We start from the raw sequence: 19,089 nt of genomic DNA, 5'->3' as shown, positions 1-19,089 counted from the left end.
CGCGCATGGGGCGTCGTGTGATGGGTGCGGTCGGTGAGGAGCGGGACGGGTGACGCGGCGCCCGCCGTCGAGGCTGCTCAGCACAGGGCGACCGCCTCTCCCGGCCCCTCCGGCCACGCCGTCAGCGGGGTGAAGCCCTGGTGGCCGCACTCGCCGAAGACCCTGACCGGTGCTCCGCCGGAGAGGGCGACGAGCCGCCACAGGCCGGAGCGGGCCCGGGCGGCCGGCGTCAGCGGCAGCGCCGAGTCCTCGTCGGCGTCCGCGAGCTGCCACCCCTCGCCGTCCGGAACGGGCACCACCCGGTCCAGGGTGACCGGGACGGAGTCCAGCCACGGGTCGTCGCGCAGCGCCCTGCCGTACCGCGCCGCCGCCTCGGCCGTCGTCACCCCCGGCGGCCGCAGCTGCGTCGGCGCCGGGGCCGCGAACTGCTCCCCCAGGGCCGCCCGCGGCTGCCCCGCGCCCGGATACGCGGCCACCTCCGCCTCCAGGGCCAGCCCCACCGGCAACGCCAGCTCCGGGGCGCGGCCCGCGGCGCCGTAGGAGAGCAGCAGCGCCGTGCGGTCCGAGTCGGCGCCGTACAGCCAGATCCGGCGAGTCGTCAGGCGCACGTCCGACGTGTCGTACTGGGCCAGCACCAGCCAGCGGTCCCGCACCGGCGGTCCGTCCGCCGAGGAGCTCAGGCCGACGCGTGACCGGACCGTCGCCGCCAGCCCCTCCGGCAGCCGCCCGCGCCGCAGCCAGCCCTGGTCGAGGAGGTGGAGCAGCGCGCACTCCTCCAGCAACCGCACCGGCCAGCCGGGCCCGGAGGCCGGTATCGACCCCAACTCCCGCACGCGCGTGGCCAGTCCGGGAGCCTGGGCGTCGACCATGCGGGCCGCCGTCTCCTCCCACAGCCCGTACCCCGCGCCTTCCGCCGCGGCCAGACCGCCGCGCAGCAGGTCGGCCAGGCGCTGCTCCAGCTCCGTCGCCCCCGCCGTGATCCGCTCGGCCCGGCGCTCCGCCCGCCGCCGCGCCGCCTCGGGATCAGCGGACCCCGGCGCGGATGCCGCCTCTTCTCCCTTCTTCTCCTGCGCGCGTCTGCGCCGGCCCGCGAGCCACTGCTCGGCCCAGTCCGGCGCCTGGCCGGTCGGCACCGCCCCGTCCCCGCCCGCCCAGAGCAGCAGCAGCCCGAGCGCGTGTTTGCACGGGAACTTCCGGCTCGGACAACTGCACTTGTACGCGGGCCCGGAGGCGTCGGCCATGTCGATGACCGTCTGATACGGCTTGCTGCCACTGCCCTTGCACAGCCCCCACACCGTCCCCTCGTCGGAACTGCCGGCCTCGGACCACGGGCCGGCCGCGCCGAGTTTGCTTCCCGCTTTGCGTGACGCGTCGTCAGGCGCCAGTGCCAGCACCTGGTCCGCGGTCCAGCGCACCCCCTGCTGAGTCATGCCATCGAAGGTAGATCCCCCCACTGACAATCGGCCTCGCGAGCACGTTTTCCCAGGTCAGAGCGATTGTCAGTGGCGTGGTGCAGGGTTGGTGGCAGAACCGAACCGGCCGAGCTGGAGGGGGCCTCAGCCATGTCTGTGTCCGTCGAACCGACTTCCGTCGACCCGCTGGAGAAAGAGCGGGCCGAGGCGTTGCGACCGCACGCCGAGGACGCCTTCGCGGAGGAACTGGCGGCGCTCGCCGCGCAGGACGACCGCCCGCGTCCGGCCCGCTGGAAGCTGTCGCCGTGGGCGGTGGCGACGTATCTGCTGGGCGGCACCCTGCCGGACGGCACGGTGATCACGCCGAAGTACGTGGGCCCGCGCCGCATCGTCGAGGTCGCCGTCACCACGCTCGCCACCGACCGCGCCCTGCTCCTGCTCGGCGTGCCCGGCACCGCGAAGACGTGGGTGTCGGAGCACCTGGCGGCGGCGGTCAGCGGCGACTCGACCCTGCTGGTGCAGGGCACGGCCGGCACGCCGGAGGAGGCGATCCGGTACGGCTGGAACTACGCGCAGCTGCTCGCGCACGGCCCGAGCCGCGACGCCCTCGTGCCCAGCCCCGTCATGCGGGCCATGGCCGAGGGGATGACGGCGCGGGTGGAGGAGCTCACCCGGATCCCGGCCGACGTGCAGGACACACTCATCACGATCCTGTCCGAGAAGACGCTGCCCATACCGGAGTTGGGCCAGGAGGTGCAGGCGGTCCGCGGGTTCAACCTCATCGCCACGGCCAACGACCGCGACCGCGGGGTCAACGACCTCTCCAGCGCCCTGCGCCGGCGCTTCAACACGGTGGTGCTGCCGCTGCCGGAGAGCGTCGAGGCCGAGGTCGACATCGTCTCGCGCCGCGTCGACCAGATCGGCCGCTCCCTCGACCTGCCGGCCGTGCCGGACGGCATCGACGAGATCCGCCGCGTGGTGACCGTCTTCCGTGAGCTGCGCGACGGCGTCACCGCCGACGGCCGCACGAAGCTCAAGTCGCCCAGCGGCACGCTGTCGACGGCGGAGGCGATCTCGGTCGTCACCAACGGCCTCGCGCTGGCCGCCCACTTCGGCGACGGCGTGCTGCGGGCCGGCGACGTCGCCGCGGGCATCCTCGGCGCCGTGGTGCGCGACCCCGCCGCCGACCGCGTCATCTGGCAGGAGTACCTGGAGGCGGTCGTCCGCGAGCGGGACGACTGGATGGACTTCTACCGCGCCTGCCGCGAGGTGAGCGCGTGAACGACCTCGGCTGGGGCCGCCCGGCCGGAAACGGTGGCAGCGGTGGGAACGGCGGAAGCAACGCATCGGCCCGTTCGGCGCGCGGGACACGCAGGGCGCGCGGAGTGGGCGCGGCGGGCGGCACCGGTGACGGCGGTGCGGGCGGAGTCGGCGGTGCGGGCGCCGGGCGGATGTCCCGGGGCGGCGGTCGGTGGGTGCTGTGACGAGGGGGACGGTGTGACGGGACAGGACAGGCGCGGTCCGCTGCTGCTGGGCGTACGGCACCACGGGCCGGGGTCGGCCCGGGCCGTGCGGGCGGCGCTGGAGGCGGCCCGGCCCCGGGCCGTGCTGATCGAGGGACCGCCGGAGGCCGACGCCCTCATCCCGCTGGCCGCCGACGAGGACATGCGGCCGCCGGTCGCCCTCCTCGCCCACGCCGTGGACGAGCCCGGCCGCTCGGCGTTCTGGCCGCTGGCCGAGTTCTCCCCGGAGTGGGTCGCGATCCGCTGGGCCCTGGAACACGACGTCCCGGCGAGCTTCATCGACCTGCCCGCGACGCACACGCTGGCGTGGGGGAGGGAGGAGGCGCAGCCCGGTGCCGACGACGACCGGCCCGGCCCCGAAGGCGGCCCCGCCTCCGACGTCCGCGTCGACCCCCTCGCCGTCCTCGCCGAGACCGCCGGCTACGACGACCCCGAGCGCTGGTGGGAGGACGTCGTCGAGCACCGGGGAGCGGGGGAGGGGGACGCCTTCGCGCCGTTCACCGCGCTGGAGGAGGCCATGGGGGCGCTGCGGGAGGCGTACGGCAGCGGGGGCCACGACCGGGACCTGGTGCGCGAGGCGTACATGCGGCTCCAGGTGCGGGCGGCGCAGCGGGAGTTCGGGGACGAGGTGGCCGTGGTGTGCGGGGCCTGGCACGTGCCGGCGCTGCGCCGGAAGTCCGCTGTCGCCGCCGACCGCGCCCTGCTCAAGGGGCTGCCGAAGGTCAAGACGGACATGACGTGGGTGCCGTGGACGCACCGGCGGCTGTCCCGGGTCAGCGGATACGGCGCGGGCATCGAGTCGCCGGGATGGTACGGACACCTGTTCAGCGCCCCGGACCGGCCGGTGGAGCGGTGGATGACCAAGGTGGCCGGGCTGCTGCGGGCCGAGGACCGGATCGTCTCCTCGGCGCACGTCATCGAGGCGGTACGGCTGGCCGAGACGCTCGCGGCGATGCGCGGACGACCCTTGCCCGGGCTCGGCGAGACGACCGACGCGGTGCGGGCGGTGATGTGCGAGGGCTCGGACGTGCCGCTGACGCTGGTGCACGACCGGCTGGTCGTCGGGGACGTGCTGGGGGAGGTGCCGCGGTCGGCGCCGGCCGTGCCGTTGCAGCGGGACCTGGACCGGTTGCAGCGCCGGCTGCGGCTCAAACCGGAGGCGCTGGAGCGGGAGTTGGAGCTCGACCTGCGCAAGGAGACCGACGCCGCGCGCAGCAGGCTGCTGCACCGGCTGCGGCTGCTGGGCGTCGGGTGGGGCGAGCCGGCGGCCTCGCGGGGCAGCACGGGGACGTTCCGGGAGACCTGGCGGCTGCGCTGGGAGCCGGAGCTGTCCGTGCGGGTGGCCGAGGCCGGGGTATGGGGGACGACCGTGCTCGCCGCCGCGACCGCCAAGGCGGAGGCGGACGCCGTGGCCGCGCAGGCGCTCGCCGAGGTCACGGGCCTGGCCGAGCGGTGCCTGCTGGCCGAACTGCCCGACGCGCTGCCCGTGGTGATGCGGGTGCTGGCGGACCGGGCGGCGCTGGACGCGGACGTCGGCCACCTCGCCCAGGCCCTGCCGGCCCTGGTCCGCTCCCTGCGCTACGGCGACGTGCGCGGCACGGACACCGCGGCGCTCGCCGAGGTCGCCGCCGGACTCGCCGAGCGCGTCTTCGTCGGACTGCCCCCGGCCTGCGCCGCCCTCGACGCGGACGCGGCGCAGGAGATGCGCGGCCATGTGGACGCCGTGCACCGGGCGGTGGGCCTGCTCGGCGACGCGCCCGCACCGGCCCACGGCGACCTGCGCGGGCGGTGGCACACGGTGTTGCGGGTGCTGTCCGCACGGGACACCGTTCCCGGCGTCGTCCGGGGGCGCGCCACGCGACTGCTGCTGGACGACGGGGAGTTGGCGCAGGACGAGACGGCCCGGCTGATGGGGCTCGTGCTGTCGCCGGGGACACCGCCGGGCGACGCGGCCGCCTGGATCGAGGGCTTCGTGGGCGGGGGCTCCGGCGGCGGGATGCTGCTCGTGCACGACGAGCGGCTGCTCGGGCTGGTGGACGCCTGGCTGACCGGCGTGCCGGCGGAGGCGTTCACCGACGTACTGCCGCTGCTGCGGCGCACGTTCTCGGCGTACGAGCCAGGGGTGCGGCGCACGCTTGGTGAGCTGGTCCGGCGTGGTCCGGACCGGCGGGGCGGCGCGGCGGCCGGTGCCGGCATACCGGGCTTCGCCGCCGACCTGGACGCCGAGCGGGCGGACGCGGTGGTGCCGGTGGTGCGGCTGCTGCTCGGACTGGACGCCGACGACGAGGACAGACGGAACGACGACTACGCGGGGGTGGCGTGATGACGAGCGGTCAGCGGAAGGCGCGGGGCGGAAGCAAGGCGGAGACCGTCCGGGAAGGACGCGGGCCCCGGGCCGGTGTCCGGCCGGCGACGACCGTGACCGTGGTCCCGCTCTGGGACCGGCACCGTACGGGGGTGCGGGGATGACCGGGGGTGCGGGGATGACGACGCCGGCGACGGACCCGGCGCGGGAACGCCTCAGGCGCTGGCGGCTGGTCCTCGGGGGCGACGCGGCCGACGGCACCGGATGCGCGCTGTCGGGCCAGGACGCGGCGATGGACGGGGCGCTCACCGCGCTGTACGGCAAGCGGGACAAGGGGGAGAAGCAGGGGCAGGCGGGGCGGGACCGTTCGGCGGGGCTCGGGGCGTCGGCGCCGTCGGTGGCGCGCTGGCTCGGCGACATCCGCACGTACTTCCCCTCCTCCGTCGTCCAGGTCATGCAGCGTGACGCCATCGACCGGCTCGGCCTGTCCACGCTCCTCCTGGAGCCGGAGATGCTGGAGGCGGTGGAGGCCGACGTGCACCTCGTCGGCACGCTGCTCTCCCTCAACAAGGCGATGCCGGAGACGACGAAGGAGACGGCACGGGCGGTCGTCCGCAAGGTCGTCGACGACCTGGAGAAGCGGCTCGCCACCCGCACCCGGGCCACCCTCACCGGCGCCCTCGACCGCAGCGCGCGGATCAACCGGCCGCGCCACCACGACATCGACTGGAACCGCACGATCGCGGCCAACCTCAAGCACTACCTGCCGGAGTACCGCACGATCGTGCCGGAGCGGCTCGTCGGGTACGGGCGGGCGTCGCAGTCGGTCAAGAAGGAAGTGGTGCTCTGCATCGACCAGTCGGGCTCGATGGCGGCATCCGTCGTCTACGCCTCCGTCTTCGGGGCGGTGCTGGCGTCCATGCGGTCGATCACCACCCGGCTCGTCGTCTTCGACACGGCGGTCGTCGACCTCACCGACCAGCTCGACGACCCGGTCGACGTCCTGTTCGGCACCCAGCTCGGCGGCGGCACGGACATCAACCGGGCGCTGGCGTACTGCCAGTCGCAGATCACCCGGCCCGCGGACACGGTCGTCGTGCTGATCAGCGACCTGTACGAAGGGGGCATCCGCAACGAGATGCTGAAGCGGGTGGCGGCGATGAAGGCGTCGGGCGTGCAGTTCGTGGCGCTGCTCGCGCTGTCCGACGAAGGGGCGCCCGCCTACGACCGGGAGCACGCGGCGGCGCTCGCCGCGCTGGGGGCACCGGCGTTCGCCTGCACGCCCGATCTCTTCCCGGAGGTGATGGCGGCGGCGATCGAGAAGCGGCCGCTGCCGATACCGGAGACTGCGTGACGGCCGGGCGACCCGGCAGGGTAGCTGACGATTTGTCGACCCATCGTCGTCGGACCCGGGCCAGCAAAAGGGACATGACTACCCATCGGTAACGCGGGGCTTGCGCAACCTCGGGAGGGCCGTGCAAGGATCGAACACCTCAGCGGTGCGCAGCGCTCCGCTCGCTCTTCCGCGTCGCGCCGTCTCGTCGCTCGTCACGCGTCAACCGTTCCGCCGCACGGGAGGACTCTTCCCCTCTTGACCTCGCCAGCCGCACTGTCCGGTGCCGCTCTGCGCGTGATGCGCACGGCGGCGGGGCGGCGTGCGCTGCACGTGGTGCTGCTGGTTGGCGGGTTGTTCGCGCTCGGGTTCCTCTGTGGGGAACAGGCGCACGCGGCGGAGGGCACGCCGACGGCACTCACGGCGCAGGACGGCTCGTCGGCTCCGTCGGTGCCTTCCCAACCGGCGCACGCCGTGCGCGCGTTGGTGAACGGGACGGTCGGCGCGCTGCTGCCGCCGCAGATTGGACCGGCCACGCCTCAGGCGACGGCTCCTCGGGGAACCGCTCCTCAAGGGACGCCGTCCCAGGGGACGACTCCGGTCCAGCCCGCCCCGAGCGCCCCCGCCCCCCAGGCACCGACCCACCCGGCACCCCCGGCCAAGCCGGCCCCCCACCACAGGGCAACCCCGGCCAGGCCGAAGCCGGCACCGGCCGAGCCCACCCCCGCTGATCCCACCGACCCCGTCACCACCCCACCGACACAGGTCGGCCAGGTCGGCCAGGTCGGTCAGATCCTCGCCCCCCTGACCGACGGCGTCCTGCGGTCCGTGGACGAGCAGGTACTGCGCCCGGTCGGCGGGCTGGTCGAAACGGTCACGGCCGGGCTCGGCGAAGTGACGGCGCAGATACCGCCGTTGTCGTCGCTGCCCGCCCTCCCGACGCTCCCCGGAGCGTCGACCACCCTGCCCGGTCTCCCGAGCCTGCCCGGCCTGCCCTCCGTGCCCGGTCTGCCGGGGCTTCCGGTGCAGACCTCGCCGGCACCGGTCACGCCGGCACCGCAGCCGGGCACGGCGGGACAGCCGTCGGACGCGCCGTCCTCCGACGGCCGTACCCGTGCCGGGGCGTCCGGCGTGACGTACGGGCCGGGGACCACCCCCGCGACCGGCGGCGCCGCGCACGCCGGTGGCCGGGCGGCGGCCGCCCACACCGGGTTCCCCCCGGCGCACCGGGCGCCCGACGGTGACACGGGCGGTGCGCAGGGCAACCGTTCGGCCGTCGACAACGGCACCCCGCGTCACGGCGGCGCCTGCGCCGTGACCCTGGACCACCGGGCGCCGCTGCGCCTCGTGGCCGGTACCCCCGCGCGCGCCGACGCGGCGCCGATCCGGGACAGGCACCGGGACATTCCGGTTTCCCCCGCCTAGGCGACAGACCCTCCCCCCGCCGCAGACCTGACGCGCGGGGGCGGAACAGGTCTGCCCACCCGTCCGGACCCCCTCCGAACCCCGGACGCACGCGCCGGCTCCGCTGGTCCCCGACTCCCCGGACCACCACCGGAAACCGGCCCCGGAAATGTCCCCCCAGCCTCCGAGGCCCGGGAACACCGGGAGCCCACTCGGCTCCGCGTGTCCCGTCGCGCCCGCGAAGCTCCCGAGGATCCAAGGATCTGACGCACCCATGAACAAGAACATCCGCCGCTCCATCGTCATAGCCGCCGGCGTCACCGGCGCCTGGGCGCTCGGTTCGGCCGCCGCCAGCGCGGACGAACTGTCGGCCACCTCCGTCTCCGTACCGGACGCGACGACCGGCACGACCACCACCAGCGGGGACACCTCCGTCCTCACCGACACCCTCGGCCAGGTCACCGACACCGTGACGGACACGGTCGACGGTGTGGTGACCGGCGTGCGGGACACCGTCGCGGGCGTGACCGGCGACGCGGCCTCGACGACCGCCGACAGCGCGGGCGAGGCGGCGTCCACCGTCACGGGCACGGCCGAGGGCACGGCCGACGGCGTGACCGGCGCGACGAAGGCGCCTACGGCGACCACCACGACCGAGCAGGTCCGCCAGGCCGCCGGCTCCAGGGCCTCGAAGATCAAGGGCGCCGCGGCCATCCAGGGCGCCAAGGCCGCCCGGGCCGCGCAGGCGCGGGCCAAGGCCGCCGCCGGGGAGAGCGAGGCCGTGGCGCGTACGGCGGTCTCGGACACGACGTCCGCCGGGGGCGAGGTCGACTACCTGTTCGGCCCGCTCGCCGCCTTCGCCCCCGAGGTGGAGGAGGCCCTGGCCGCCGCCCAGACCAAGCTCCAGGCCGTCCAGTCGGCGGCGCGCACGCAGGCGCAGGGCGTCGACGGCGCCGTACGGACGAAGGCGGTCCAGGCCGTCGCGGGCGCGGGCCGCACCGCCGGCGGCCAGGTGAGCGCCGCGCGCCGGGTGACCGCGGCGGCCGAGACCTCCGTCGCCGGCGTCCCGAGCCACGTCACGGGAACGGTGAACGGCGTCCACCAGCAGGTCGTCGGCACCGTCCAGGGGCTCCCCGGCCAGGTCACCCCGGTCGTCGACGAGGCGGTCACCGCGGCCGTCCCGCCGGTGGCCGTCTCCGCCGTGCACGGCGTCACCCCGGTCGTCGAGGGCACGGTCACGGGCGTCGTCCCGGTCGCCGGAAACGCGGCGGCCGACGTGACGCCGGTCGCCACGACTGCCGTACAGGGCGTCACGTCGGTTGCGACGGATGCCGCCCAGGGCGTCACCTCGACCGCGGCGGATGCCGTGCACGGCGTGACCCCGGTCGTCGCCGGTGTCGTCGGTGCCGTGCCGGCCTACGCCACCGGGCTGGTCGGGCAGGTCACGTCGGATGTCACCGGGTCCGTGCTGCCGCCGGTCGTGGACACCGCCGTGCACGGGGTGCTGCCCGTCGCCGGGCAGGCCGTGCGGGACGCGGGCGGGCTGGCGTACGGCGTGGGGGGTGACGTCACCTCCTTCGCCGACGGGGTCGCCGGCGGTGTCGTCGGCGGTGTGCCGCCGCTCGCCCACGGCGTCACCGGCAGTGCGGAAGGGCTGGCGTACGGCGTGACCGGTGAGGTCGGTCCGTTCGCGCAGGGGGTCGGCGGGGCCGTGCAGCCCGTCGTCGACCTCGTGCAGCCGGTCGTGCGGGGCGTCGCCGGCAGCGCGGGCGGGCTGGCGTACGGCGTGACCGGTGAGGTCGCCCCGTTCGCGGACGGTGTCGTCGGCTCGGCCGGCCCCTTCGCGCACGGCGTCACGGCTCAGGTCGCGCCCTTCGCCCAGGAGCTGACCGGCACCGTCGAGGCCACCGGCGCCCCGCTCGCCGGGCACGCCGTCACCGGCGTCCAGAGCGTCGCCGAGTCGGTCACGCCGGGCCACGTCACGCCGGGCGACGGCCACCAGGCCACCCCGTACAGCATCTGACCCGCCGCCCACCGGCGCCGTAAGGCGCCACCCGCGACGACCGCGCCCGGCGAGCGGATGCGACCGCCGCGGCGAACACCGACTCCGTGAGGACGAAGGGCCCGGACGGCCGAAAGCCGTCGGTCCGTCCGTCCGGCACCCTCACGGCAGGGGCGGGCGGTCCCCATTGGGGTGGGGACCGCCCGCCCAGGCCCCGCGACCAGGCCCTTCCGAGGGGCTTCGGGGCCGTACAAGGGGCCTCATCGGGCCAACCCCAGCCCGGTGAGGCCCTGCCCCGGCCTCTCGGCCTTCGTCACCCACCCTGGCCGATTCCCGGCCGCCGGCCGAGCCCCTTCCCGGTCTCTCCCCGGCACCTCCGCCGCACCTTTCCGCTCTCTCCTCCCCAGCTCCCCCGGGAGCGCTTTCCGGGGGCGCGCCCTCACATCCGGCACGCCGTGCCAGTGAGCGCGGCATCATGTGACAGGTATCACCGCTCAGGTGTGACCCTCGATTTAGGGAGGTCCCGCAAGCGGCGATAACCTGCGAGACGGACATGCCGCGCGCTCGGACACCGTGTGCGCTTCCCTTGTGACACATGCGGACGTCGTCACGTTGCCCTTCGCGGCACGCCCACGCATCCAACGAACCGCGAGATCACTGATAGGGACGGAAGCGCGTGGACCTGTTCGAGTACCAGGCGAGGGACCTCTTCGCCAAGCACGATGTACCGGTGCTGGCCGGTGAAGTCATCGACACGCCTGAGGCGGCGCGCGAGATCACCGAGCGTCTGGGCGGCAAGTCCGTCGTCAAGGCGCAGGTGAAGGTCGGTGGTCGCGGCAAGGCCGGCGGCGTCAAGCTGGCCGCCTCCGCGGACGAGGCCGTCGCCCGTGCGACGGACATCCTCGGCATGGACATCAAGGGCCACACGGTCCACAAGGTGATGATCGCCGAGACCGCCCCGGAGATCGTCGAGGAGTACTACGTCTCCTTCCTCCTCGACCGTGCCAACCGCACCTTCCTCTCCATCGCCTCCGTCGAGGGCGGCATGGAGATCGAGGAGGTGGCGGCCACCCGTCCGGAGGCCGTCGCCAAGACCCCGATCGACCCGATCGACGGTGTGGACGAGGCCAAGGCCCGCGAGATCGTCGCGGCCGCCAAGTTCCCGGCCGAGGTCGCGGACAAGGTCGCCAACGTCCTGGTCAAGCTGTGGGACACCTTCATCAAGTCGGACGCCCTCCTGGTCGAGGTCAACCCGCTGGCGAAGGTCGCCTCCGGCGAGGTCATCGCCCTCGACGGCAAGGTGTCGCTCGACGACAACGCCGAGTTCCGTCACCCCGAGTACGAGGAGCTCCACGACAAGGCCGCGGCCAACCCGCTGGAGGCCGCCGCCAAGGAGAAGAACCTCAACTACGTCAAGCTCGACGGCGAGGTCGGCATCATCGGCAACGGCGCCGGTCTCGTGATGAGCACCCTGGACGTCGTCGCCTACGCCGGCGAGAAGCACGGCGGCGTCAAGCCCGCCAACTTCCTGGACATCGGCGGTGGCGCCTCCGCCCAGGTCATGGCGAACGGCCTGGAGATCATCCTCGGCGACCCGGACGTCAAGTCCGTCTTCGTCAACGTCTTCGGTGGCATCACCGCCTGCGACGAGGTCGCCAACGGCATCGTGCAGGCCCTGAAGCTCCTGGAGGAGCGCGGCGAGGACGTCACCAAGCCGCTGGTCGTCCGCCTCGACGGCAACAACGCCGAGCTGGGCCGCCAGATCCTCACCGACGCCAACCACCCGCTGGTGCAGCGCGTCGACACCATGGACGGCGCGGCCGACAAGGCCGCCGAGCTGGCCGCCGCCAAGTAAGCACGAGGACGAGGACACCGAACACCATGGCTATCTGGCTCAACAAGGACAGCAAGGTCATCGTCCAGGGCATGACCGGCTCCACCGGCATGAAGCACACCAAGCTCATGCTCGGCGACGGCACCAGCGTCGTGGGCGGCGTGAACCCGCGCAAGGCGGGCACCTCCGTGGACTTCGACGGCACCGAGGTACCGGTCTTCGGCACCGTCAAGGAGGCCATCGAGAAGACCGGCGCCAACGTCTCCGTCATCTTCGTGCCGGAGAAGTTCACCAAGGACGCGGTCGTCGAGGCCATCGACGCCGAGATCCCGCTGGCCGTCGTGATCACCGAGGGCATCGCCGTGCACGACACGGCCGCCTTCTGGGCGTACGCCGGCAAGAAGGGCAACAAGACCCGCATCATCGGCCCGAACTGCCCCGGCATCATCACCCCGGGCCAGTCGAACGTCGGCATCATCCCGGGCGACATCACCAAGCCGGGCCGCATCGGCCTGGTGTCGAAGTCCGGCACGCTGACGTACCAGATGATGTACGAGCTGCGGGACATCGGCTTCTCCACGGCCGTCGGCATCGGCGGTGACCCGATCATCGGCACCACCCACATCGACGCCCTGGCCGCCTTCCAGGACGACCCCGACACCGACCTGATCGTCATGATCGGCGAGATCGGCGGCGACGCCGAGGAGCGGGCCGCGGCCTTCATCAAGGAGAACGTGACCAAGCCGGTCGTCGGCTACGTCGCGGGCTTCACCGCGCCCGAGGGCAAGACCATGGGCCACGCCGGCGCCATCGTCTCCGGCTCCTCCGGCACGGCGCAGGCGAAGAAGGAGGCCCTCGAGGCCGCCGGCGTCAAGGTCGGCAAGACGCCGACGGAGACGGCGAAGCTGGCGCGGGAGATCCTGAGCGCCTGAGGTTCGCAAGCGGTTCGTCGGTGGGCCCGTCCCCGGGTGGGGGCGGGCCCACCGCCGTCGTACGGCGAGGGCGCGCCGCCCGCTAGCGCGTCAGCGGCACCAGTCGCTCCGGGCCTGGCGCCGTCTCCCGGCGCAGCTTCGCCCGCAGCTCGGCCTCCGCCTCCGACAGGGCCCCCTGCGCCACCCGCGGCGGCACCCCCCGAACCGCCACCCCCGGCGCCACCGGCGGCTCGTAGTGCGTGGGCGCCGTCCGCAGCGCGACCGCCGTCGTCCCGATCAGGGCGGCCGTGAAGGCGATGGCCGCGCGCGTCCACAACCGCGTCCGGCGCTCGCCGCCCACCCGCACCGTCGGCGGCTCCGCCGCGCGCAACCGCTCCGCGGAGGCCAGCTCCGCCAGCCGCCGGCGCAGTACGCCGGGGTCGGCCAGGTCCGGCAGGCGGGCGGCGATCGTCTCGCGGGCGTACCTGAGCCGGCCCGCGGCGGCCGGTGTGCTCGCCTCCGTCTCGGCCGCCGTCTCCGGCAGCCCGAGCCCGACGCCGTCGTACAGCAGGACCGTGCGCCGGTAGGGCGGGGGGAGGGTGAGGAGCGTCGTCAGCAGGGCGCGGTCGGACGCGTCGGCGGGTGGGGGCTCCGGGTGGCGGTGGCGCGGGCGGAACCGGTGCCAGGGGGAGAGGGCGCAGTCGTGCGCCATCGCCCGCACCCAGCCCGCCGGGTCGCGGTCGCGGGCCACCTCGGGCCAGCGCTGCCAGGCGAGTTGGAAGGCGCGCTCCACGGACTCGCGGGCCAGGTCGCGCCGGCCGGTGAGCAGGTAGGTCTGCCGTACGAGGGCCGGGGCGCAGAAGGCGTAGAGCGCGTCGAAGGCCTGAGCGGGCGTCAGGACGGGCCGGTCGTCGGTCTCCTGGCTCTGCGTCACGAGGCGCCCCTTCGTACGAAAAAGTACATAACCGTATATTGAGCGACACTTCGGGGGTTCGCCTGTTACGACGAGAAAGCGCGTGTCGTTGGGAGCATGGCGGTCGTGATCCAGATGACCGCTCGCCGACCGTCGTTGCCGTCCCTGCTCACCCGGATGCGCGACCGATCGCCCGGCCTGGGCGCCGGCCTCCTGGGCGGCGCGCTCGCGGCCGGGCTCGGGCTCGGGGCGTTCGCCGTGCTCGTGATGGTGCTGTGGATCAGCTCGCCGTACCCCGACGGGGGACCGGGCGGGGCGCTGGACGTCGCGGCGGCGCTGTGGCTGCTGGCGCACGGCGCGGAGCTGGTGCGCACCGACACGCTCTCCGGTGCGCCGGCGCCGGTGGGCGTCACGCCCCTGCTGCTGTGCGTCCTCCCCGTCTGGCTGGTGCACCGGGCGGCGCGGGACGCGGCGGACGACGACCACGTCTCGGCGCGTACGGCGTGGGCGGGCGTCGTCCTCGGCTACCTCGGCGTCGGCACGGCCGCCGCGCTGTACGCGTCCGGCGGCGAGCTGCGGCCCGCGTGGGTGTGGACGGCGGTCTCCGTTCCGCTCGTCGTCGCACTCGCCGCGGGAGCGGGGGTCTGGACGGCGTACGGCCGTCCGCGCGACGCGATCGACGACGTGCTGGTGTCGTTGCCGGCCGGCGCGCGGCGCCTGCTCCTCGGCCAGGAGGCCCGGGCACGCGTGGACACGGCGGCGCGTGCGGCGGGGGCCGGGGCCGCGGTGCTCGTCGGGGGCGGGGCCCTGCTGCTCGTGCTCTCCCTCGCCTGGCACGGCGGGGCGACCCGCACGTCCTTCCTGCGGCTGACGGAGGGCTGGTCGGGCCGTTTCGCGGTGCTGCTGCTGTGCGTGGCCCTCGCGCCGAACGCGGCGATCTGGGCGGCGTCCTACGCCCTGGGCCCCGGCTTCACCCTGGCCGCGGGCCACACGGTCACCCCTCTCTCCTCCGCCCCGGCCCCCCTGCTGCCCCGGTTCCCCCTGCTCGCGGCGGTCCCGGAGGCGGGTCCCGGCGGGCTGCTGAACTGGCTGGCCGGGGGTGTGCCGGTGGTGGCGGCCCTGGTGGTGGGCTGGGTCGTGGCGGGCGGGGACCCCGGGGCGGTGGCGGAAGGCGACGACGGGACTTCCGCGACAGGCCCTCGTCCGGCGGCGACGGCGGCCTGGTCGCGGGGGCGGACCGCCGGGGTGGCCGCGGCGGCCTCGGTGCTGTGCGCGGGGCTGCTCGCCGTGCTCGCCGGGCTGGCGGGCGGGCGGCTCGGGTCCGCGGCGCTGGCGCGGTTCGGGCCGGTGTGGTGGCAGGCCGGGGGCGCGGCGCTCGGGTGGACGGCGGTCGTCGCGGTGCCCACGGCGCTCGGGCTGCGGGCGTGGCGGTGCCGGGAACGTGGAGGGAGCGGGCCGACGGTGGCCGGGCCGAGGCCGGAGGCGCCGGCCGGAAGGCGCGGGTTCCGGCTGCCGCTGCCCGGACGGGGCGGGTGGCCGACGGGCGGGGTGAGGGGGCGGGAGCCCGGAGGCGACCTGCCGCAGCCGTCCCCGCGGTCCTCGGCGGCCACGCCGTCCCACGTCCCCTACCCGGACGACCCGGACCTCGCCCCGTACGACTTCCTCCCCGCGGACCCCGTCCCGGACGAGGCCCCCTGGCACGACGACCTCTCCCGCGAGTCCCGCTGGACGGCCCTGCGGGAAGCCGCCGACCCACCGGAGACGCCGTGAACCGGGCGCCCCGGCCGGTGTCCCGTCAGCCGCTGCTCCCCAGCACCCCCCGCAGCTCCTTCGGCAGGAGGTGGCTGCAGGACTGCTTCGCCTCGTTGGTGAGGGCGTCGGAGGTGCAGGTGTAGTAGTCGCTGTAGACCAGCTGCGCGGTGAAGCCCGCGCCGACCAGGGCGATGGCCAGGGACGCCGTGACCAGGCCGCTCACCGCCGCCGTCGTCTGGGGCCGCTCCGTCGGGTCCGTGCCGCGGGGCTTGGCGCGCAGGGCGCTGATCCCCCAGTACAGGGCGAGCGCGCCGAGCAGGAGGGCGACGTACGGCCAGCTGAAGAGGGCGAAGAAGAAGGCCCACATCCCGCACAGCAGGGCGTAGCGCGCACGGCGCTGGACGGGGTCCGTCGGGTCCCAGCGCATGTTCGCGCCGGGACCGCCGCCCGGCCCCTGTCCCTGCCCCGGCCCCGGCCCGGGGCCCTGGCCCTCGGGGCTGCGGCCCGGGGCGCCCGGACGCTCGCCGAAACCGCCGGGGGAGCGGCCGGGCTGGCGGTCGCTCCACTGGCTGCCCCAGGGAGAACCCTGCCCCTGGCCCTGCCCCTGGCCGTGTCCTTGCCCCTGGTCGCCTTCGCCGCCTTCGCCGCCGGCCGGCCTGCGCGGCTGCCAGGGGCGGTCCGGCGTGCCCTCCGGCGGCGGCGCGAAGGGGTTGTCGTCCTGGGCGCCGCTCTCCTGGCCGTCCCCGCTCTTGCGGCCCGAGGGCGCGTCGGGCGGCGAGGCGGGGCGCTCCCGCAGCAGCACGCCGATGCGCTCCCCTTCCTGCGCCGACAGCGGAGGGAGCGGGTGGAGTCGCAGACTGCGGTCCGGCATCAAGTGAGCGTCTTCTCCTTGTGTGTACGGCGGATTCGGTGACCAAGGCTGGTGTGGCGCGAGCCCCTCACTCCCAGAACGCACCGCACACGCACCGCGTTCCCGAGCCCGCTCCACGCAGACGCTACCTTCCGGCCACGCCCCCGTCCCACGGGGGCCGCCCGGTGTGCCGGTATCGTTGCTGACGGTCGGCCGCTTCGTAGACTTCCCCGTATCCGGGGGCGCGAAGCATTCGTACGACCGTACAAAGCGACCGGGCGACGCGGCGGTGAGCGAAGCGACCGTGCGTACCGGTCGTGCAGACGTCTCCCGAAGAAAGGGCTCCACCGTGGCCGCCAAGCCCGTGGCCAAGCGCCTCGTCGTGCTGGTCTCCGGATCCGGTACGAACCTCCAGGCGCTCCTCGACGCCATCGCGACGACCGGCGCCGAGGCGTACGGAGCCGAGATCGTGGCCGTCGGCGCGGACCGCGACGGCATCGAGGGGCTCGCGCGCGCGGAGCGCGCCGGTCTGCCCACGTTCGTGCGCAGGGTCAAGGACTACGGCACCCGGGAGGAGTGGGACGCCGCCCTCGCCGAGGCCGTCTCCTCCTACGAGCCCGACCTGGTCGTCTCCGCCGGGTTCATGAAGATCGTGGGCAAGGAGTTCCTGGCCCGTTTCGGCGGGCGGTTCGTGAACACGCACCCCGCCCTGCTGCCCAGTTTCCCCGGAGCCCACGGCGTGCGGGACGCGCTCGCGTACGGCGCCAAGGTCACCGGCTGCACCGTCCACTTCGTCGACGACGGCGTCGACACCGGGCCGATCATCGCGCAGGGCGTGGTGGAGGTCCGCACCGAGGACGACGAGAGCGCTCTGCACGAGCGCATCAAGGAAGTCGAGCGAAGGCTGCTCGTCGAGGTCGTGGGGCGGCTCGCCCGCAACGGCTATCGCATTGAGGGACGAAAGGTAGTTATCCAGTGACCGCCACCGCCGGGACCAGTAAGCGGCCGATCCGCCGGGCGCTCGTCAGCGTCTACGACAAGACGGGCCTCGAAGACCTCGCGCGCGGCCTGCACGAGGCGGGCGTCGAGCTCGTCTCCACCGGGTCGACGGCCGGCCGTATCGCCGCCGCCGGCGTTCCCGTCACCAAGGTCGAGGAGCTCACCGGCTTCCCCGAGTGCCTCGACGGCCGCGTCAAGACGCTGCACCCCAGGGTCCACGCGGGCATCCTGGCCGACCTGCGCCTGGAGAGCCACCGCGAGCAGCTCGCCGAGCTGGGCGTGGAGCCGTTCGACCTCGTCGTCGTCAACCTCTACCCGTTCCGCGAGACCGTCGCCTCCGGGGCCACCCCCGACGAGTGCGTCGAGCAGATCGACATCGGCGGCCCCTCGATGGTCCGCGCCGCGGCCAAGAACCACCCGTCGGTCGCGGTCGTCACCAGCCCCGACCGGTACGCGGACGTGCTGGCCGCCGTACGCGACGGCGGTTTCGACCTCGCCGCCCGCAAGCGCCTGGCGGCGGAGGCCTTCCAGCACACGGCGGCCTACGACGTCGCGGTGGCGAGCTGGTTCGCGTCCGCCTACGCCCCCGTCGACGACTCGCGGTTCCCCGACTTCCTCGGCGCGACCTGGGAGCGCAAGAACACCCTGCGCTACGGCGAGAACCCGCACCAGCCGGCCGCCCTGTACGTGGACGGCACGCACTCCGGCCTCGCCGAGGCCGAGCAGCTGCACGGCAAGGAGATGTCGTACAACAACTACACGGACACGGACGCCGCCCGCCGTGCCGCGTACGACCACGACGAGCCCTGCGTCGCGATCATCAAGCACGCCAACCCGTGCGGGATCGCGATCGGCGCGGACGTCGCCGAGGCGCACCGCAAGGCGCACGCCTGTGACCCGCTGTCGGCGTTCGGCGGTGTCATCGCCGTCAACCGTCCGGTGTCGAAGGAGATGGCCGAGCAGGTCGCGGAGATCTTCACCGAGGTCATCGTCGCGCCGGACTACGAGGAGGGGGCCCTTGAGGCCCTCGCCAAGAAGAAGAACATCCGGGTGCTGAAGGCCGCGGGCGCCCCCGCCAACCCGGTCGAGGTCAAGGCGATCGACGGCGGGGTGCTCCTGCAGGAGACCGACCGCCTCCAGGCCGACGGCGACGACCCGGCCAACTGGACGCTGGCGACGGGCGAGCCGCTGGACCCGGCGGAGCTGGGGCAGCTGGCCTTCGCCTGGAAGGCGTGCCGCGCGGTCAAGTCCAACGCCATCCTGCTCGCCAAGGACGGCGCCTCCGTGGGCGTCGGCATGGGGCAGGTCAACCGTGTCGACTCCTGCAAGCTCGCCATCGAGCGGGCCGGCGAGGAGCGGGCCCGGGGCTCGTACGCCGCCTCCGACGCGTACTTCCCCTTCCCCGACAACATCGAGGTGCTGGCCGCCGCGGGCGTCAAGGCCATCGTCCAGCCCGGCGGCTCGATCCGCGACGAACTCTCCGTCGAGGCCGCGAAGAAGGCGGGCATCACGATGTACTTCACGGGGACGCGCCACTTCTTCCACTGACCCGCACGCCCGTCCGCGCGGTCGCGGTCTCCGGCCCTCCCCCGAGGGAGCCGGAGACCGCGGCCTGGACGGCGCCGGTCACCCGACGCTGGTCACTCGGGTGCCGTCCGGCGTGACGGTGACCCGCGTGCCGTCGGGCGTGGACGTGACGCGGGTGCCGTCCGGGCTGGAGGTCACCCGCGTGCCGTCCGGGGTGTTCGTCACCCGCGTGCCGTCCGGGGTGGTGGCGGACGCGGTGGTCACCGTGACGGTGAGCAGGGCGGTGGTGGCGAGGAGCAGGGCCGCGGGTCGTGCGATCTTCAT

At 74.6% G+C, this 19,089-nt stretch carries 14 protein-coding genes; 10 read left to right on the top strand and 4 right to left on the bottom strand.

From position 1 onward, the window contains the following. Nucleotides 1-77: 77 nt before the first annotated feature. Nucleotides 78-1,430, bottom strand: coding sequence for an SWIM zinc finger family protein (locus ACYF6T_RS06275; protein WP_461694063.1), 1,353 nt, complete (start codon nucleotides 1,428-1,430; stop codon nucleotides 78-80). A gap of 132 nt (nucleotides 1,431-1,562) precedes the next feature. Between ACYF6T_RS06275 and ACYF6T_RS06270 the strand changes: the two genes are divergently transcribed. From ACYF6T_RS06270 to sucD, 7 genes are all read left to right on the top strand, one after another. Continuing rightward, complete coding sequence (locus tag ACYF6T_RS06270; RefSeq protein WP_461694061.1) at nucleotides 1,563-2,693, top strand: ATP-binding protein; 1,131 nt, start codon at nucleotides 1,563-1,565, stop codon at nucleotides 2,691-2,693. Between the two features lie 216 nt (nucleotides 2,694-2,909). After that, complete coding sequence (locus ACYF6T_RS06265; RefSeq protein ID WP_461694059.1) at nucleotides 2,910-5,258, top strand: DUF5682 family protein; 2,349 nt, start codon at nucleotides 2,910-2,912, stop codon at nucleotides 5,256-5,258. A 160-nt stretch (nucleotides 5,259-5,418) separates the two neighbouring features. Next, nucleotides 5,419-6,594 carry a VWA domain-containing protein gene (locus tag ACYF6T_RS06260; RefSeq protein ID WP_461694057.1) on the top strand — a complete coding sequence of 392 codons (1,176 nt, stop codon included), beginning with the start codon at nucleotides 5,419-5,421 and terminating at the stop codon, nucleotides 6,592-6,594. Nucleotides 6,595-6,831: 237 nt separating this feature from the next. Next, nucleotides 6,832-7,998: a hypothetical protein gene (locus ACYF6T_RS06255; protein WP_461694056.1), complete on the top strand. Its 1,167-nt coding sequence runs from the start codon at nucleotides 6,832-6,834 to the stop codon at nucleotides 7,996-7,998. A 253-nt stretch (nucleotides 7,999-8,251) separates the two neighbouring features. Further along, nucleotides 8,252-10,000 (top strand): hypothetical protein, encoded by a 1,749-nt coding sequence (locus tag ACYF6T_RS06250; protein WP_461694055.1) that lies wholly within the window; start codon nucleotides 8,252-8,254, stop codon nucleotides 9,998-10,000. A 655-nt stretch (nucleotides 10,001-10,655) separates the two neighbouring features. Beyond that, nucleotides 10,656-11,834 (top strand): ADP-forming succinate--CoA ligase subunit beta, encoded by a 1,179-nt coding sequence (gene sucC / locus ACYF6T_RS06245; protein WP_461694053.1) that lies wholly within the window; start codon nucleotides 10,656-10,658, stop codon nucleotides 11,832-11,834. A gap of 26 nt (nucleotides 11,835-11,860) precedes the next feature. Further along, nucleotides 11,861-12,745 carry a succinate--CoA ligase subunit alpha gene (sucD, locus tag ACYF6T_RS06240; protein WP_461694051.1) on the top strand — a complete coding sequence of 295 codons (885 nt, stop codon included), beginning with the start codon at nucleotides 11,861-11,863 and terminating at the stop codon, nucleotides 12,743-12,745. 82 nt (nucleotides 12,746-12,827) lie between these two features. Here the strand turns inward: sucD and ACYF6T_RS06235 are convergent, their stop codons facing one another. Next, entirely contained in the window at nucleotides 12,828-13,658 is an 831-nt protein-coding gene (locus ACYF6T_RS06235) for an RNA polymerase sigma factor (protein ID WP_461694049.1), read from the bottom strand. A gap of 96 nt (nucleotides 13,659-13,754) precedes the next feature. Here ACYF6T_RS06235 and ACYF6T_RS06230 point away from each other — a divergent pair, with 96 nt between their 5' ends. After that, nucleotides 13,755-15,407, top strand: coding sequence for a cell division protein PerM (locus tag ACYF6T_RS06230; protein ID WP_461694048.1), 1,653 nt, complete (start codon nucleotides 13,755-13,757; stop codon nucleotides 15,405-15,407). A 25-nt stretch (nucleotides 15,408-15,432) separates the two neighbouring features. On the opposite strand, the gene ACYF6T_RS06225 is transcribed toward ACYF6T_RS06230, so the two are convergent. Then, entirely contained in the window at nucleotides 15,433-16,260 is an 828-nt protein-coding gene (locus ACYF6T_RS06225) for a hypothetical protein (RefSeq protein WP_461694047.1), read from the bottom strand. Nucleotides 16,261-16,588: 328 nt separating this feature from the next. On the opposite strand from ACYF6T_RS06225, the gene purN reads away from it, so the two are divergent. Then, nucleotides 16,589-17,218 (top strand): phosphoribosylglycinamide formyltransferase, encoded by a 630-nt coding sequence (purN, locus tag ACYF6T_RS06220; protein ID WP_461694046.1) that lies wholly within the window; start codon nucleotides 16,589-16,591, stop codon nucleotides 17,216-17,218. Continuing rightward, on the top strand, nucleotides 17,215-18,786 hold the full coding sequence (gene purH / locus ACYF6T_RS06215) for a bifunctional phosphoribosylaminoimidazolecarboxamide formyltransferase/IMP cyclohydrolase (protein WP_461694045.1): 1,572 nt from the start codon (nucleotides 17,215-17,217) through the stop codon (nucleotides 18,784-18,786). The genes purN and purH overlap by 4 nt, the downstream gene beginning before the upstream one ends. A 78-nt stretch (nucleotides 18,787-18,864) precedes the next feature. On the opposite strand, the gene ACYF6T_RS06210 is transcribed toward purH, so the two are convergent. Beyond that, a complete protein-coding gene (locus ACYF6T_RS06210) occupies nucleotides 18,865-19,089 on the bottom strand; it encodes a hypothetical protein (RefSeq protein ID WP_461694044.1) in 225 nt (74 codons plus the stop codon).

The sequence above is a fragment of the Streptomyces sp. 7R007 genome, assembly GCF_054850255.1.
This window is presented reverse-complemented; position numbering and strand designations above follow the sequence as displayed.

Bases quoted from the DNA above. Each gene is read 5' to 3' on its own strand.
- ACYF6T_RS06275 (WP_461694063.1), bottom strand. From the start codon at position 1,430: ATGACTCAGCAGGGGGTGCGCTGGACCGCGGACCAGGTGCTGGCACTG.
- ACYF6T_RS06270 (WP_461694061.1), top strand. From the start codon at position 1,563: ATGTCTGTGTCCGTCGAACCGACTTCCGTCGACCCGCTGGAGAAAGAG.
- ACYF6T_RS06260 (WP_461694057.1), top strand. From the start codon at position 5,419: ATGACGACGCCGGCGACGGACCCGGCGCGGGAACGCCTCAGGCGCTGG.
- ACYF6T_RS06250 (WP_461694055.1), top strand. From the start codon at position 8,252: ATGAACAAGAACATCCGCCGCTCCATCGTCATAGCCGCCGGCGTCACC.
- sucD (WP_461694051.1), top strand. From the start codon at position 11,861: ATGGCTATCTGGCTCAACAAGGACAGCAAGGTCATCGTCCAGGGCATG.
- ACYF6T_RS06230 (WP_461694048.1), top strand. From the start codon at position 13,755: ATGGCGGTCGTGATCCAGATGACCGCTCGCCGACCGTCGTTGCCGTCC.
- ACYF6T_RS06225 (WP_461694047.1), bottom strand. From the start codon at position 16,260: ATGCCGGACCGCAGTCTGCGACTCCACCCGCTCCCTCCGCTGTCGGCG.
- ACYF6T_RS06210 (WP_461694044.1), bottom strand. From the start codon at position 19,089: ATGAAGATCGCACGACCCGCGGCCCTGCTCCTCGCCACCACCGCCCTG.